This window comes from Aporhodopirellula sallentina SM41, from assembly GCF_000346505.1.
GTDB lineage: Bacteria > Planctomycetota > Planctomycetia > Pirellulales > Pirellulaceae > Rhodopirellula > Rhodopirellula sallentina.
In genome coordinates this window covers 1-16,393 of the sequence record NZ_ANOH01000328.1, presented here as the reverse complement: position 1 = coordinate 16,393, position 16,393 = coordinate 1, and the positions used below count along the sequence as shown (strand labels likewise).

General features: G+C 57.7%; 12 protein-coding genes. 7 read left to right on the top strand and 5 right to left on the bottom strand.

Features of this window, described 5'->3' with window-relative positions:
• The 7 genes from RSSM_RS32650 to RSSM_RS21665 all read left to right on the top strand — a co-directional run.
• On the top strand, window positions 1-226 hold a 226-nt coding region (locus RSSM_RS32650), incomplete at its 5' end, for a flagellar basal body rod C-terminal domain-containing protein (RefSeq protein WP_315850022.1).
• A gap of 118 nt (window positions 227-344) precedes the next feature.
• Window positions 345-1,148: a flagellar basal-body rod protein FlgG gene (flgG, locus tag RSSM_RS21690; protein WP_008684007.1), complete on the top strand. Its 804-nt coding sequence runs from the start codon at window positions 345-347 to the stop codon at window positions 1,146-1,148.
• 5 nt (window positions 1,149-1,153) lie between these two features.
• Window positions 1,154-2,551, top strand: a complete 1,398-nt coding sequence (flgA, locus tag RSSM_RS21685) for a flagellar basal body P-ring formation chaperone FlgA (protein WP_236621300.1) — start codon at window positions 1,154-1,156, stop codon at window positions 2,549-2,551.
• On the top strand, window positions 2,548-3,387 hold the full coding sequence (locus tag RSSM_RS21680; RefSeq protein ID WP_008684002.1) for a flagellar basal body L-ring protein FlgH: 840 nt from the start codon (window positions 2,548-2,550) through the stop codon (window positions 3,385-3,387). The genes flgA and RSSM_RS21680 overlap by 4 nt, the downstream gene beginning before the upstream one ends.
• A gap of 62 nt (window positions 3,388-3,449) precedes the next feature.
• Entirely contained in the window at window positions 3,450-4,577 is a 1,128-nt protein-coding gene (locus tag RSSM_RS21675; RefSeq protein WP_008684000.1) for a flagellar basal body P-ring protein FlgI, read from the top strand.
• Window positions 4,578-4,586: 9 nt separating this feature from the next.
• Complete coding sequence (locus tag RSSM_RS21670) at window positions 4,587-4,931, top strand: rod-binding protein (protein ID WP_008683999.1); 345 nt, start codon at window positions 4,587-4,589, stop codon at window positions 4,929-4,931.
• 38 nt (window positions 4,932-4,969) lie between these two features.
• Window positions 4,970-5,482 carry a hypothetical protein gene (locus RSSM_RS21665; RefSeq protein ID WP_008683996.1) on the top strand — a complete coding sequence of 171 codons (513 nt, stop codon included), beginning with the start codon at window positions 4,970-4,972 and terminating at the stop codon, window positions 5,480-5,482.
• Between the two features lie 221 nt (window positions 5,483-5,703).
• Here the strand turns inward: RSSM_RS21665 and RSSM_RS21660 are convergent, their stop codons facing one another.
• The 5 genes from RSSM_RS21660 to RSSM_RS21635 all read right to left on the bottom strand — a co-directional run bounded on the left by RSSM_RS21660 (window position 5,704) and on the right by RSSM_RS21635 (window position 16,216).
• Entirely contained in the window at window positions 5,704-6,204 is a 501-nt protein-coding gene (locus RSSM_RS21660) for a gamma-glutamylcyclotransferase family protein (protein WP_008683994.1), read from the bottom strand.
• Between the two features lie 10 nt (window positions 6,205-6,214).
• Complete coding sequence (gene polA, locus RSSM_RS21655; protein ID WP_044303247.1) at window positions 6,215-9,418, bottom strand: DNA polymerase I; 3,204 nt, start codon at window positions 9,416-9,418, stop codon at window positions 6,215-6,217.
• Window positions 9,419-9,795: 377 nt separating this feature from the next.
• Window positions 9,796-11,586, bottom strand: coding sequence for a hypothetical protein (locus RSSM_RS21650; protein WP_008683991.1), 1,791 nt, complete (start codon window positions 11,584-11,586; stop codon window positions 9,796-9,798).
• A 1,014-nt stretch (window positions 11,587-12,600) separates the two neighbouring features.
• The gene (locus RSSM_RS21640) at window positions 12,601-15,171 is read right to left on the bottom strand and encodes a glucuronate isomerase (protein ID WP_044303245.1); all 2,571 of its coding nucleotides are present in this window, start codon (window positions 15,169-15,171) and stop codon (window positions 12,601-12,603) included.
• Window positions 15,172-15,232: 61 nt separating this feature from the next.
• Entirely contained in the window at window positions 15,233-16,216 is a 984-nt protein-coding gene (locus RSSM_RS21635; RefSeq protein WP_144060022.1) for a putative 2-dehydropantoate 2-reductase, read from the bottom strand.
• Window positions 16,217-16,393 lie beyond the last annotated feature (177 nt).

Sequence of the window (16,393 nt, the reverse complement as noted above, 5' to 3'; positions counted from 1 at the left end):
GGCTAATGTTGGCGGCAATTTGTTCCGCCCACTCGCTGAGTTTGATCTTGCTCCGCCCGGTGAAAGAAACGTAATAGCCGGATCATTGGAACAGTCTGCGGTGAGTCCCACCGGCACGATGATGGAGATGATCGAAACTACCCGCGCGTTCGAAGCCAACGTGCAAATGATCAAAAACCAAGACAGCGTGATGGGAAGCCTGATCGGTCGTGTGCTCAAGAGTTAATCCGCGTCGTCGGTAACTCGATCCTTGCACCCGCATCCGACAAACGCCTGCCCGGCAAGTTCTCGCACGCTCAACGTCAACCAAATTCGACGAAACAACCAAACGAGGAAACGGTCTCATGAGTGTCCAAACGCTTTACACCGCCGCCACCGGCATGGAGGCGATGCAAACGAAGCTCGACGTTATCGCCAACAACCTCGCCAACATCAACACGACTGGCTTCAAGAAGGACCGCGCGAACTTCGAAGATCTGCTCTACCGCACCGAAGTCTATCCCGGCATCCAAGACGCCACGCAAACTCCAACGGCGGTCGGCACCCAAGTGGGACTCGGTGTTCGCGTGACGAGCACGCAAACCGACCACCGCCAAGGCACGCTGCAGCAAACCGGTCGCGACCTCGACGTGGCGATCCAAGGCACCGGATTCTTCAAAGTCGTCGATCCGTCGAGCCAAGACAATATGTACACCCGAGCCGGGAACTTTGACATCAATGCTAACGGGCAACTGGTCATTGGATCGGCTCAAACCGGACGTCTGCTCGACCCGCCGATCACGATTCCGACCGATGCCACCGCGGTGGTGATCAACAGCAACGGTGAAGTGCAGGTTCGGCAGCCCGGACAGACCGAACTCGCCACCCAGGGCCAATTGCAACTCGCCAGTTTCATCAACCCGGATGGATTGTTGAAGGTCGGCGAGAACATGTACACGATCACCGATGCGTCCGGACCCGAACAGCTCAACAATCCTGGCACCGACGGACTCGGGGTGTTACGACAAGGCAACCTGGAAGCATCCAACGTCGAACCGGTCACCGAATTGATTGACCTGATTACCACCCAGCGAGCGTTTGAGTTGAACAGTCAAGCGGTCCAGGCGGGCGATCAAATCATGCAAAACATCTCTAACCTTCGTCGATAATTCCGTTGAACGTTTTCCGATGCCCAACCGCACGCATTCGCCGACTCATGCCGCATGAGTCGGTTGCTGTGTGCGCGGTGGCGGCATTGGGTGCACTGCTCTCGTTGCTATCGGCACACGACCTGCCTGCACAAACGCCGCTCGACGAGGAAGTCACCACGCCGCTGTATTCATCGCACCGCGGTTCGGTGTCGGTGGTTCCGAAGGTTTCTCCCGACACGCCATCCTCGACCCGTATCGGGATGATTGATGCCGACACACGATGGCAATTCGTGACGCGAGAGGAAATCGAGGTTGCGCGTTCGATCATTCGACTCTCCGATGTCATTCGTCCGCTCGAAAGCAACCTGGTAGCCTGGCAACGACTCGCCGATGCGTCGATCGGTTTGATGCCGGTCGACGGCAGCGACGCAAAGATCTCTCGCGATCGATTGGCGGATTTAATTTCGCGCGCCGCCGCAACGCCGGGACGCATTAAAATCTACGGTCCCGAAACGATCGTTGTCCGTCGCTCGTCTTTCTCCAACGTGGCGAACGCCAATTCACCGGCTGCCGTTTATCGGTCCGGAAGTTCAGGAACACCCACCATTGTGCGAACCGGGTTCGCCTCCCAAGGAGAATCGGTCGCCAACGCATCGCACGATTCCTCTGAACCTCAATCCGCCCCTGATCCGCCTATCGATCCCCTGGTCGAGGAACGTCTGCGGCAATATGTATTCGCGATGATACGCAACCAGTATCGCGCCTTGCTGGAAGGCTTCGAGATCGAACTCGAGTTTGATGCCAAACAAGCGGACGTGCTCGGCGAGATCCAAGGCATCCGGCATTTGACGTTTCCTGACGGTGTGCCCGGTTGGTCGAACGAGATGACCGAACCGATCGTCGCCGAGGCTCGCCTTTACGGACGTGCGGTTCGCGAAGACGTCCAGGGAACAGTACGTTTGACACTGACCCCATATCCCGGCGTGGTAACTGCCCGGCAATCAATGCGTCGCGGCCAACGAGTCACCCGAGGCGATTTGCAGTACGAACCGTACTCGGCGGATGGCATTTCTTTGCCGGAGGACGTGGTTCGGTATCCCGATGACATCATTGGGATGGAAGTGGTCGGGCTGGTTCGCAACAACGTGCCTTTGTCCTTTGGCGCGTTTGCCGCACCGAGAGTGATTCGCCGGGGTGACCTGCTCGAGGTTCAAGTCGGCGGGGGAGGCATTCGCGTCACAACGGGAGCGAAAGCGCTCGGCGACGGAGCGGTCGGCGAGTTAATCGAGATCGAAACAATCAGCCCGAAACGACGACTGCTGGCGAAAGTTGTCAATTCGTCTCTGGTCGAAATCATGACACAGGCTCCCCATGTTCGTTCTGAGCGGGCGGCATCCTCCAACCAAACGGCAGGACGATGAAACACGTCGTACGTATCGCACTGTTGGTTTCGACCGCGGTCTGTCTCGCAAATGCTACAGACGTTGCGGCTCAGAACTCATCGCTGTTGCATGCCGCTGCACCGGAGATGGTTCCGGCACCGTACGCAACCGCGCAGCCTGCGTCCGGCGTCGGACGTGCCGCGGGCGATCCGACTAACTCACCGAACGGCGGAGACGTCGTTCCGCCGGAATACGCGGGAGCACAGGCACCGCGTGCCAACGGTCCTATGCCCGGAGATAGCGTTGGTTTCAACCCGACGGTGAACCTGAAGGGCGTTAGTTGGACGTATCAACAGGCACCGCCGCTGCGTCAGTTTCGAGTTCAAGACATCGTGACGATCCGGGTGGACGAGATCACTCGGATGCAGGCGGAAGGCGAATCGGAAAAGCGGCGAAACTCGGTCTTCTCCGCGGTACTGTCGGATTGGATCAAACTGACGATGAGTGGTTTGATTCCCGATCCTCAGGAGGACGGTGATCCGACCGTGGCGGCGTCGTCCCAGTCGAATTTTCGTGCCGAAGCGAGCATCGAATCGCGGGAATCCCTCACCTTCAACATTGCCGCACGGATCGTCGACATTCGCCCCAACGGCAACTTGGTTCTCGAAGCGAGAAAAACTTTCCGGCAGAACGACAACCTTTGGGAAACGTCTCTATCGGGAATCTGCCGCGTCGATGACATCGGTCCGGACAACGTTGTGTTGAGCAAAGATTTGATCGACCTGGAAATTCTGCGGGAAGGTCGCGGTCAGCTTCGTGACGGCTACCAACGCGGTTGGTTCCAAAAAGCGATGGACCGGATCAAACCGTTTTAACCACCCACTCAACACTCGCCGTTTTACATTCCACCATTCGTACTGCATTGTTTGCCCCGGCCATGTTTGCCCCGTCCATTTTTGCTCGAAACCTGCTGCTGATCGGCGTCTGGCTCGCCGCCTCTTCCCCCGCCATGGCTGGCGGGATGAAGTTGGGCGATTTGTGCCGTCTCAAAGGTCAGGAAACCAACACGCTGCAAGGGCTCGGGTTGGTGGTCGGTTTGCGGGGTACCGGTGACGGGGATTCGGCACCGACGTCGCGTGCACTCGCCCGGATGATGCAATTGATGGGTGGCCCTATGTCACTCGATGCGGTTGGCAATTTGAATGTGACCGATGTCGAAGATGCCAAAAACGTTGCGATGGTGTTCGTGACGGCCAAGCTGCCCGCCGTCGGTGCGCAGCAAGGCGACGTGCTTGACGTGAGCGTGAATGCGATCAGTGCCAAGAGTCTCGACGGCGGCTATCTGATGCTGACCCCGATGCTCGGGCCGCGGGCTGATAACCCGACCGTGTATGCAATGGCGCAAGGCCGAATTTCGCTTTCGCCCGACGCTCCCGCTACGACAGGAACGATCCAAGGCGGGATGAAGATGGAAGCCAACGTGCGGGCGTCGTACGTCAAAGACAGCAAGATTACGTTGGTGATTGATCGCGACTTTGCAGACTTCAACACCGCACAGCGGATCGAAGATGAAATCAACTCGCTGACGTCGTTGACAATGGGGAATCCGGATCACTCGCGTTTGTCAGGCGGTTCACGCAGTGGAGGGGCCGGCACGTACGGAGAGACCCACGCACAGGCGATCGATCAACTGCACGTGGAAGTGTTGATTCCGGCGATCTACAAAGAGAACCCGATCAAATTCATTTCGTTCTTATTGGACATCCCGATCCAGCTCGCTAATCGTGGCAAACGTGTTGTGATCAACGAAGCCGACGGCGTCGTGGTGATCGGCGACGATGTCGAGATCGCTCCGGTGTTGGTGACCCATCGCAACCTGCGGATTGAAGCCGGTGGCGGTGGCGGGTTTGTCGAAATCGGCCCCGACGGAACGCCGGCGGCCGCCAAGCTGAAGTCACTCGCCGATGCGTTGGGGGCGTTGGACGTCCCGACCGAGGACTTGATCGCGATTATCAAAACGCTCAAAGCAAAAGGTGACTTGTATGGCGAAGTCATATTTAGGTAGGAAAAAGACATGATCCCACCCACCCCTTCCACGCCGATTTCGTCGAATCGCGGTCCGCAAACGCCGTATGAGTTGTTGGCGAAGAAGGGCAACGACACGGCGAACGCAGGCGACGTCGAACCGGACGCGATGCGAGAAGCGTTCGGCGATTTCGTCGGACAAACTCTCTTTGGCAGCATGCTGTCGACGATGCGTGACAGCGTCGGGAAGGCGGCGTATTTCGATGGCGGAAGGGCCGAAGAGGTTTTTCAACAACAACTCGACCAGCAGTTGGTCGAAGAGATATCCGATGCGTCAGCGGACTCGTTCGTTGATCCCATGTTTGATCTGTTCCAACTCCAACGACGCGGCTGAACCGTCGCGCTCGAGTCACACCCAAACAACCTACGATCATGAACCCATCTCAAACTGTCGATTCTCAACCGGCCCAACCGTGGCGGGAACGCGTTGCCTCGTACGTCGATGACATCGCCGAGGTCGCCGAAACGATCGATTTGATCTTGGACGAAACACGCATTCGAACCGTAGGCTTGCGCCCCAACGAAGTCGACGCGTCGACGACGCAATTGGTCGCAGCGATCTCGGATCTCGAAAAGATGGTCGAGCGACGCGAGACGCTCCTGCGAGCCGAAGACGCACCGCCGAAAGGTCTGAGTTTGTCGGAGAAGTTGCTCTCCTCACGGAAGATTGACGACGCTCGCCTGGCACGACGTTGCGGCGAAGTCGCCGAGATGATCGCGATGACGCACCAACGTGCGACGGCGTTGTTCATCTGTCAGTATCATCTGTCAGAGTTCCAACGTGAGGTGCTGCAGCGGCTCACCGGAGCAACGGCTCCCCAAACGTACGACCGATCGGGCCAGAAACCGAAACCGAGCAGCGGTCTGTTCAACGAAGCTGCCTAGCGACGCGTCACGATCCATAATTCGGGTGGAAGGCCGTAGCGAAAGTCGCCAAGACTTTGTCGATTTAATCAAGAGTCAACCTGTTTTCGTTTAACCGATAGCCGTAGGCGACGTGCAGTAGCAAGTAGGTCGTCTTTGGCTGCCCGTTAAACGAATAAATCAACAGTCCGCCAAGACTTTCGGTGATTCACGAGCCCTCTCGAAACTCTTGGCGAGTTTCGCTACCTCAAATTCGGCTTGGTGCGAGCTTCTTCGATCATCTGCTTGAGAGCGGTTTGGTATGCCGTCGGTAAGGCGTGTTCCTCGGCGCCTTGCAGAACATGGGCGACGTACCACGGTGCCGGCAGCAGCGAGTCGCCGATCATGGACGGAAGGGCTTCGTATAAAAACATCGGGTGTGTGACTCCCGCGTCGGTTGTGATGACTTCCACTGGGGCGGCGTCGTAGCCGATTCCGATGGATTCGCATCGGTCGAGTTTCGCACGATCGCGGACATGACAGCGGAAGATCACACCGTGCAGAACGTCGCGTTGGTCGCCCGTCCAAAACGCGTCGGCTTTGGCCGTACCGTCTTTGCCGATCTTGTGAAAACACAACCGCCGGCCGACCACGAACCCTCGTCCGACCGCGACTGCCGAGGCGCAGCGTTTGCGCAGTCGGGACGTCGACATGTTCGAACCGTACGCGAAATGGTCAAACGTTTCGGATGGTTTCACGTTCATGGATTCAATCTCAGCAATCGGCCCACGTCGGCCCGTGCGCGACGTCCACTTTCAACGGGACGTCCAATTTCATCACACCGGTCATCGCATCAACAATCATTTTGGTGAGCGGTTCGACTTCGTCGGCAGGAGTCTCCAGCAGCAGTTCGTCATGGATCTGCAGCAGTAAACGAGCTTGCAGGTCGCTCGCCTTCAACTGTTCGTGTACGCGGAGCATCGCGAGTTTGATCAGATCGGCTGCGGTCCCTTGGATCGGCATGTTGATCGCAATCCGTTCGGCTTCTGTCAAACTGCGGCGTTTGGCGGCGGGGAGTTTGGCCAGGTCCCGGACGCCTTGGATTTCACGCCGGCGGCCGAGCATCGTCGAAACGTATCCTTCGGTGCGGCATCGGGCGAGCGTTTCGAGCATGAAGTCTTCGACGCCGGAGTATCGCTCGAAATACTGTTCGATGTAATCGCGTGCCTCGTCCTTCGGAATCGCGAGCGTCTTCGCCAAACCGAATGGGCTTTGTCCGTAGACGATTCCAAAGTTGATTGTTTTCGCGATTCGTCGCAGGTCGCTGGTGACATCCGATTCATCGATCCCGTTGACCTCCGCCGCGACACGGGTGTGGATGTCCGCGTCTTCGCGGTAGGCACGCAGCAACGCTTCATCGCCGCTGTAATGTGCCAGCACGCGGAGTTCGATTTGGGAATAGTCAGCGCCGAGCAGGACCCAATCCGGTTCGCTCGCGGTGAACGCCCCTCGGATCGCCTTGCCCTGTTCGGTGCGGATCGGAATGTTCTGCAGGTTCGGTTCGCTGCTGCTGAGTCGGCCCGTTGCCGCGACGTCCTGTCTGAAGGAGGTGTGCACCCGACCGGTCTTCTCGCAGATCAACTGCGGCAACGCATCGATATACGTGTTCTTCAGTTTGGTCGCCTGGCGATACTGCAATAAGTGTTTCGCGATGTCGTGATCGACGGCGAGTTGCGAGAGCACGTCGGCGTCGGTGCTGATGCCGGTTTTCGTTTTCTTGATGATCGGCAGTTCGAGTTCTTCAAAAAGGACCACCGACAATTGTTTAGGGCTGTCGAGATTGAACTCGCGTCCCGCCGCCGCGAACACTATCGCTTTCAAGTCCGCAATTTCTTTCTCGAAACGTTCGCTCATTTCAGAGAGCGTTTCGGCATCGACTCGGATGCCGTTGGTTTCCATCTCGATCAAGACATCGATCAGCGGCATCTCGAGCGTGCGAAACAATTCCGACAGGTCTTCGTCGTCGAGTTCCTGTCGCAACGTTTCGGAGATCCGGATCGGCACGTCGACATCCTCGCACGCGTAAGGCGAGACTTCATCGACGGGAACCTCGTCCATGCGGATTTGCTTCTTGCCGGTTCCGATCAGTTCTTTGATGGACGTGGTCGTGTGGCCGAGTCGACGTTTCGACAGGTCGTCGAGCGTGTGGTTGCGACCGCCGGGGTTGAGCAGGTAGTCGGCAACCATCGTGTCGGTTTCGATCCCGCCGAGGGCGACTCCGGTGAAGCGGGCGTGCTTATCGCCACTCGCAGCGGGATCTCCGTCTGCGGATCGAAGCACGATGGCGTCAAACTTGATGTTGTGACCGATCTTTTTGATGTCTTCCGATTCGAAAACTTCGCGAAGGGTTTCGATCACAAGTGTCTCGTCGAGCGTGGGTTCGCCCATCGGTGCTCGGACCGGGACATAGGCTGCTTTGCCCTTCTCCCACGCGATGGAAATGCCGACGAGGTCGCATCCGCGGGCGTGCGTGCTGGTCGTTTCGGTATCGAGGGCGATGCGGTCTTGCTGTGCGAGCAGGCTCGCCAATTCCGATAGTTGTTCGGGCGTGGTGATCGTTTGGTATTCGGTCACCCATTCGCTTTCGACCGGTTCGCTTTCGCCATCACCGAGCAGTTCGGCGGCGCGAGTCCGCAACCGGCGAAAGCCAAACTCTTGCAGCAGTCCGTCGATGCGAGAAAGGTCAGCGGCCGATCGGCGACAACGGCTCCACGGGATCGGCGACACGACGTCTTTCTTGAGTGCGACCAACTCGCGGCTCAGCATCGCTTTGTCGCGGCCTTCCATCAGGTTCTGTTTGCGTTTCTTGCCGGACAGTTTGTCGGCGTTGTCGAGTACGTTCTCGAGCGTGTCGTATTCTTCGAGCAGGCTTTGGGCGAGTTTGGGGCCGATCAATGAGATGCCCGGAACGTTGTCGACAGGGTCGCCGACGAGGGCTTGATAGTCGATGACTTGGTCAGGGCGGACGCCCCACAGTTCCCACAATTTGTTCGCATCGATGATTTCGTCTTTGCGAAGGTTGTAGATCTGAGTCTTGTCGGTGATCAGTTGCCGGCAGTCTTTGTCACTGGTCACGACGAGGCAGCGCCCGCCGGCGGATTCCACTTTGGCTGCGACGGTGGCGAGCAGGTCGTCGGCTTCGAAACCGCCTTCTTCCATGATGCCGATGCCCATCGCGTCGACGGCCTGCCGGATCAGCGGAATTTGTTGCCGCAGTTCATCGGGCATCGAATCCCGATTGGCTTTGTATTGCGGGAACAGTTCGTTTCGGAATGTGATTTCGCTCTTGTCGAAGGTGGCGATCAAGTAGTCGGGGTTCTTCCGCGAGATCAGTTCCAACATGTCGCCGACGAAACCGTACACGGCACTGACGGGCAGGCCGCCGGTACTGGTCATCGGGGGCAACGCGTGGAAGACCTGGTAGATCAACGAGTGGGAATCGATCACCACGACGAGTTTCCCGTTGAGGTCGGGGATCGGTTCGTCTTCGGTCGGTGCGATGGGCCGTCGTAAAATTTCGGGCAGCGAATCATCCGCGATACCAACGGCACTGTGGCGGGCTCGACGTTGGTCGGCGGTTTCCTTGCCGCGTGGTTCGGGGGATGTTGGGGACGGCTTGTCATCAGCCGTCTTTTCACGCACCTCCATGCCGGAGGAGTCCCCGCTGATTTCTATCTCGGGACTGGTCTCTCTCTCGGGACTGGACGCCTTGCCGGTTACGGTGGCTTTGCTGGACTTATCGGTTTGGTCGGACTTGTCGGTCGTGGTGGCCTTGACCGTCTTTGCGGCTGAGTTTGCTTTTGGGGTTTTGCCTTTCGCTGGGGAAGCGTCGGCAGAGGCATCGTCCGTCACGTCGTCGTCGAACCCGCTGAGCAACATCTGGTCGTTTGTTTTATTCGCGGGGCGAGATTTGGCCATCAGGACGAGGTATCGAAAGAGGATCGGGAAACCGCGCGGCCAAAGAACGCCGCCGGTAGGAACCACTTAGTCTGTCGTCTATCGATGACCTAGGCAACGGTGGGGCGAGTTGGTTGGGAGGGCCTTGGGAGGGCCACGTAGGTGCCCCTTTCCAAGACGTACGCTGGAGACGCTGGCCGTGGACCGTTTGCTCTGCCGGGCAAGCTAAACCTCGAGAGGCGAGGCTTTTCTAAGCCGAAAACCTCGCAAAATACCTCGTGCCAACGAGCCGATAAGTCTCGCGCGGAATCGCCAACCGATTCGCACTTACGTCACATTCCAACGCCCGATCGCTTGCGCGCATCGATACACTCAGCATTGGCGATATCGAAACGGCTTTAGCGTTTGATCTGGAAGTCGACGGTGGCTTGGCCGTACTTCTTGCCGTGGATATCTTCCATCGTCAGACGCAGTTGGTAGTTGCCAGGCTCGATCGCGTCGGGAAGATACATCTGGTAGGCGATGAAGTAATCGCGTAGCAGTTTCTTTGAAATCTGCTGGTCTTCGGGCAACGTTTGGCTGGAAACGCGGTGTCCGTTTTGATCGAGCAAGTCGTAGCTGCCTTGCAGGCGAGTTTCGAATCCGTTGTCGACTTGGTTGGCGACAAAGTTTTCGATTTCGCAATACAAGATGACTTCCTGGCCGGGAACAAAACGTCGGCTCGGGAACGGTTTGATTTGGCCGTACGATTCGATTTCGGTGCAGAATTCGAGCGATCGGACTTCGAGTGAATCGCTCGCGGCGGCCAGGTAACCGGTCGCTTTGCGAATCTCCGGCAACGCGGAGCTGAACCGTCGTGACGGAACCGGGTGGCCTTTCGGATCGATGATCGTCCAAAGGCCCAACAGTTGATGCCGCAGGTATTCTTGTTCCTCGGTCGAGAGCCCTTCGAGGTTGTCGACCGCGCGGTCAGGATCCCCGGACAAAACCATCAAGTGACGAGCGACGACTTGCCGGCGGTGACGATCTGCGTCGCTTTCGCCGGGAACTTCTTTTTGCAAACGTGCGACGAGTGCGTCGAACAGTTCCGCGTCCGACATTTCCGATGGCGTCACAGTGGATGGGCCTGTGGATGCGGTCGGTATGTCGCTGGACTGCGTTGCAGCCGTGTCGGTGGCGACCGGTGGTTGCATGACAGCGATAGCGACCGCCTCGGATGCCGTGTCGTTCGTAGGCTCAGTTGGCTTCGTTGAGGATTCGGATGAAGCCGAACCGTTTGTCGACGCGACATCGGACGCTGAAGAAGATGATGTCTGACCCGATTTGGATTCGGGCTCAGGCATCATGTCGGTCAGTGTTTCGTGGGCGGCGGTTTCGACTTGCGGTTTTGCGTTCTCCGCGTCTGCCGGGGTAACCGCCGAAACGGTTTGCACGGTTGGAGTCGCTGGTTGGTTGCCGTCACCGATACGCGATGGGTTCACTCCCCGGTCGACGACTTCATCGGGAAGTTCCGGAAGCGAATCGAACGAGGCGGCGAGTGCGTCTTCGATGTCGCGTGGGCGATCGGAGGTTTGGGCTCGTTTTCGGGACATCGCGATCAAACGCGCGATGGCCGCTTTCTGAATCTCCGGCGGCGCGTCTTGAAGGGCACTCATCAGGTCGCTGACGTCGACGCCGTCGTATCCCTCAGGCAGTTCCAGAGGCATGTCGGCGGCGGACTGTTTTGTTGTGGTGGTCGTGGATTGCGACGCGGCGCCGGCACGTTGTTGCGGGCTGTTGCTGGATTGAGCGATCTGTTCGGGCGGGACAACGACAGCTTTCTTTCCCGATTGGTGTGACACCTGTTGAACAGGGACGGCATGCGTTGCTTGGCTGACCGCGAGACGTTGTTCGACCGGTTCGATTTCGGTTTCCGGCGTCGCGTTTTCGCTGGTAACGCGAATTTGGCTACGGGACGCATCAGTGCCGCGTTGGGCAGTCATCTGGGCAGGTCCGCCGATCGACGGGCCGTGCATCGATGGGCCCATGTTGTCGATGTTGCGTCCTCGCGACAGCGGCGTGAACACCTTGCTCTGGCTGCATCCGCTGAACGTCGCGATCGTCGACAGACCTAACGTCGAAACGAGTACGGTAGCGAGAGAGCGGCGAAAAAATCGTCGACCTGATTGGCGAATTTCGATCGCTTGCATGACGAAAACCTTGCGAATAATGTCGCGAGAGACGGTGTCGGGGCGTGTGAAACCGCCCGAGGTAAGTCGACGCTACAAAATTCACGCATGCCGCGACAACGGCAATTGAGACGTCACGGCAGAATGGGGAGACGAGGCGATTTGAGGGGTTCGTGGGCGACGTGAACCTGGGCCGTTGGGCAGAGAACCTTCGCAGTGCGCACCATCCGTGCCAGTGCGTCGGGTTGCCAAACGAACGTGATCGAGATGACGCGATGCGTCGTGGAATGAGCGTTTGCCCTCGTCGTTTCTGTCAGGCTTCTTTTCAGGTTGTGGATCTTGTGAAAGATCCTGCAGAATGGGGATCTTTCTCAAGATCCACGACCGTCTACTGGATAAACAAACTGCGTTGGAATGCTAGTATTCCAACGCAGCGTGGCTTTCGGGTGGAATCGTAGAGGATGACACAAGGGATCCCTTTGCGTGACTCGTGCATCAAGGACTCGTCGCCTCGTCCACTACCCGAAAATCAAGTTGACATGAAGTACTAGTGGTGCGTCAAAGCCTCGTTTGAGGGTAGCGAAACTCGCCAACGTTTTGTCGATTTAATCAAGAATCAACCTGTTTGCGTTTGACCGCAATACCGTTCAATGAAGCACCGGGTTGTGGCGTTTTCGTTTAACCGGTAGCCGTAGGCGACGCTTGACGGAACACAACCTACCCTTCGGGCACGGGTTAAACGAAAATTGAACGGTATTGCGTTTGACCAGTAGCTGTAGGCGACGCGCTGTGGCAAGTAGGTCGCCTTTGGCTGCCCGTTAACCGAATAAATCAACAGCCCGCCAAGAGATTCGGGAGGGCTCGTGAATCACCGAAAGTCTTGGCGACTTTTGCTACGGTCTTGCGGCCTCATTCTTGATCGTGACGCACCATTAGAGAGTTTCTAAGAATGAAGTAGTCGACGCCGCCAAACTTCGGCGTGCTGACTTTTGGCGAAATTAGCTACGAAGCGGACCCGTCGTACCTCAAAACGCTCTAGCCTTCGATCTTGCCTGAATCGTCGTCTTCGTCCAGCCAGCTTAGGTTGAACTCGTCGTTGTCGTCGTCGATGCCGTCGGTTTGTGGGATGACCGGATCGGCATCTTCGGTCTTGCCGTACTTCAGTTCGCCGGTAAGCGGATCCGGCTTGAGTTGCAGCGATTCGTCATCGGGAGCAAACGAGGTGTCACCGCGGAGTTGTTGGATCGCGGGCGAGTCGGTGTCGTCGGGGGTGGTCAAGTCACCGACGTCGAGTGGTTCGTCGTCGAGCAAAGATCCGATCGATGCCGCGTCGTGAGCAGGCTGTTCTCCGCCATCGAGAAGTTCGACGTCATCCAAATCCAACTCATTGAGTTCGGCTTCGGCGGGCAGCGGGTCGAGTTGCGGTTCGGAGTCCGAAAGTTCCGCGACGGTTTCGTCCAATTTAACGGGGCCGCCGTCGCCGTCTTCGATCACCGTTGCTGCGGAATCAAATGCGGCGGTTGCTAGCGAGTCATCGCCGCCTTCGGAACGTCCGAGGTCGTCGTCCAAATCGTCCACCGAGTCTCCGGCCGAATCCTCCTCTTTGAGTTCGTCCGTCGGAGCGATCGTCCCGGTCAGGGTTTGGGAGTCTTCGTTGCCGTCGGATCCGGACGAGGCAAAATTGGGATCCATGACGACGGTGTCAAAGCTCTCGCCCGGATCGTCATCGCTTGCTGCGGCGTCTGACTCGGATATTTCTGCGGACGCTTCGGAGGAGTCTTCGGTTACTTCGCTAGCGGATTCTTCAGGACCGTCGATCGTCATCAGGTCATCGTCACCGAGCGTTTCTTTCGCGGGGGCGATTCCCGCCTCGACGGCTTCTTCCGAATCAACCAAAACCGGCGCGGGATCGACCAATTCGATGTCGGCGAGTTCGCCTGTCGTCGGCTCGTCAATCGCGTCGAGGCGGTCGGCTGGTTTGTCGGCTTCCGAGGAAGCTTCATCGCTCGTTGCTTCGGTGGCCAGCCCCGCCGCAACCGCTGCGAGTCCGGTCGCACTCACGGCTGCACCGATGACGCTTTCGTCGTCATCACCTTCGTCGGCACCGCTCTCGTCGACCAATTCGTCGACGCTGTCTTCCACGACTTCTTCGACGCTGTCGATATTCATCAAGTCCGAATCGTCATCAAGGCTCGCACCGACGGCGGCCAGACCGGCTGCGGCGGTGGCCACGACACCGAGGTTGCTATCGCGGTCTGACTCACTGTCAAATGTGCTTGCATCGCCGTCTCGCGGAGTCACGCGGCGGGGAAAGAGGATCTCTGTGTTTTCTTTGAGGACCTTTCGGCCCAAATCGACCGCACGTTCGACCGACCAACCTTGATCGCGAACAAACTGATCGGCGAGGACACCGGCGAGCACTTTGCGGTACATGTCGAACTTCGGCCAAACGAATTCGAGTTTGTACGCGTCGCTGTAGTAGCCGATCATCTTGGTTTGCGGGACGGCTTCCAAACGTGCCGCCAAATCGTGAGTGATCGTTGACGGCGTGTTGCTGTACCACCAGTGTCCGTTGGGATAAACGTTGGGGAAAATCCACGCGTAGCTGACGAGTTCTTGGTTTGTCACGCTCGCCAAAACCGAGACGGGAAACTTCACATCGGGGAATGTGTTGAAGAGTTCATGGTACTGGATCAGCGAGACGCGAGAGTCGTACAGGTCTTGGCCTTGGAAGACGCCTTCGGGATAAACTTTTCGGTTGACTCCGATCATCAAATCGAACGGCAACTCGAACTCGTCGCAAAGTTCCGCGAGCGTCCAGAAGACTCTCCGCGAGAGAGCCTCTTTGTTGCTGTCGTCCGCCATCAAACCGCTCTGCAGCACCGCGTCGAGCGCCGTCGTTGCACGGCCGTCGGCAACCGGCGTGGGCGTGAACGTCGGCGGCAACGAGATCGCACACGCACGAGCACCTCGGCCGACAAAGTGGACAAACAACGCACGAAGACTTTCGCGAAGACTCGACAACGACCCGTCGAGTTCGATGCCGGTGCATTTCGCGAGTCGTTCGCGGACGGTCGGGTTGGCGAGGTGGAAGACCAGGTCGTCGGTTCGCAAACAAGGGATGTAGCGATCGGTGTCGAAACCGGCGAGGTCGTCGTCGAAGTCGTTGGTCAAGAACACCGCTTCGACGTTGGACTGGTCGAGCACCATGTCGGGCCACTGCGCCGACGACATGATCGACTCGCTGCGGTCGTAGAGTTCTTCCCAGTTGTTCAGGTGCAGGCGGTCTTCGTTGAACCCAAAGAACGTTCGGCAGATTTTGATCAGCCAACTGTACTGGACGGTGTTCTCGAGTGGCCCGAGCCCACCGACGAGTCGTTCGACTAATTCTTTCGGCCCGATCGATTTGTCTTCGATTCGCGACTTGGGCATGCCGGCTGAATGAGCCAGTTCGGTGTAATAGTGATAACCGAGCAGGTCTGCGAGGGTCGTCGAGGCGGGCGAGTGCGGGTTGATGTGAGTGTGCGGATCGATCAGCCGCAACGACGCGAGTTCGGTGTAAATGTCGTATCGGGCGGTCCCGCTCTGGCTGAAAACGTCAGACATATCTGTTTGCAATCGCACGTTGGTAGAAATGAACCTATTTCACGCCCCACAAGATAGTCGCTTAGCCGCTGAGATTCGACGCCGTGTCGGGCCGTGAATCCAAAAATTGCAACTGTTCACGCAACATCTTGACCGAGGGCATCGGATGGGCCAGTTTTTCCGCCGAATCGGCATTCCGATCGGCCAATCGACGTTCGACCGCACGCAGCGGATTGCCCAAAATGGCTTCGATTTCCATCGGCCGACCGTTGAGAAAGTCCAGCCGCATGCTGCTGTCGTAGGGCACCATCGTTTCGGTGTGACGCATCGTTTTTTCGATCGCGGATTCGTCGATCGACACCCCGCAAAACGCCGCGCCGGCATGCACTTCGCGAATAATCCGGTCGGCCAAGGTCCGAGAAGCGGGACAACCAATGATTGCATCGGTCGACGCGTCGAGCACCACGCTGAGCCCATTGAACGGGACGTTCCACATCAGTTTTCGCCATCGCGCGGCGGGCAAGTCTTCGGTCCAATTTGCGTCGATGCCGGATGCCTGCATGTCGTCCGCGATTTGTTTGCCGAGCTTTTCGATCCGGTCGACTTGACCGATGAACTCATATCCTCCGAATACGATCCGTCCGTAGTCGAGATGATGAATGTGGCCTGGGCCGAGTTTGTTGCTGCACAAGAAACAACAACCACCCATCACGGCATGACCGGGCGCCGCGGCAACGCAGTCGGCCTCGACGTCGAGGCCGTTCTGCAGCGTGAGCACGATACCGTCGTCGGCGAGAACTTTGGGTAGCGTGTCGGCCAACATCGCGTTGTTGGTTGACTTCAACGCCACGATCACCAAGTCGCACCGGGGCATGTCTTCGGGACGTTGATACACGTTGGGGTTCGATAGCACAAAGTCACCGTTCACCGAATCGATCCTCATCCCGTTTTCGCGGACGTGATCAAAATCCGATCGCAATAAAAAGTGAACGTCCTTCCCATGATGAGCCATCATGCCGCCGTACAAACCGCCGACCGCACCGCTTCCTACAATCGCATATCGCATTGAATCTTCTCGTGTGAAAAACATCGGCATCGTTGCCGATCCTGCTGACTCTCAATTCGCATCTACCATCCGCCCTACACTTTAATGTCTCTTTGGGGTGCTAGCCTACCGCTGTCAGCCGAACCCTGCGAAGCAAAATCCAGTCATTTCGTATCACCGCCGGATGTGGCCCCTCGT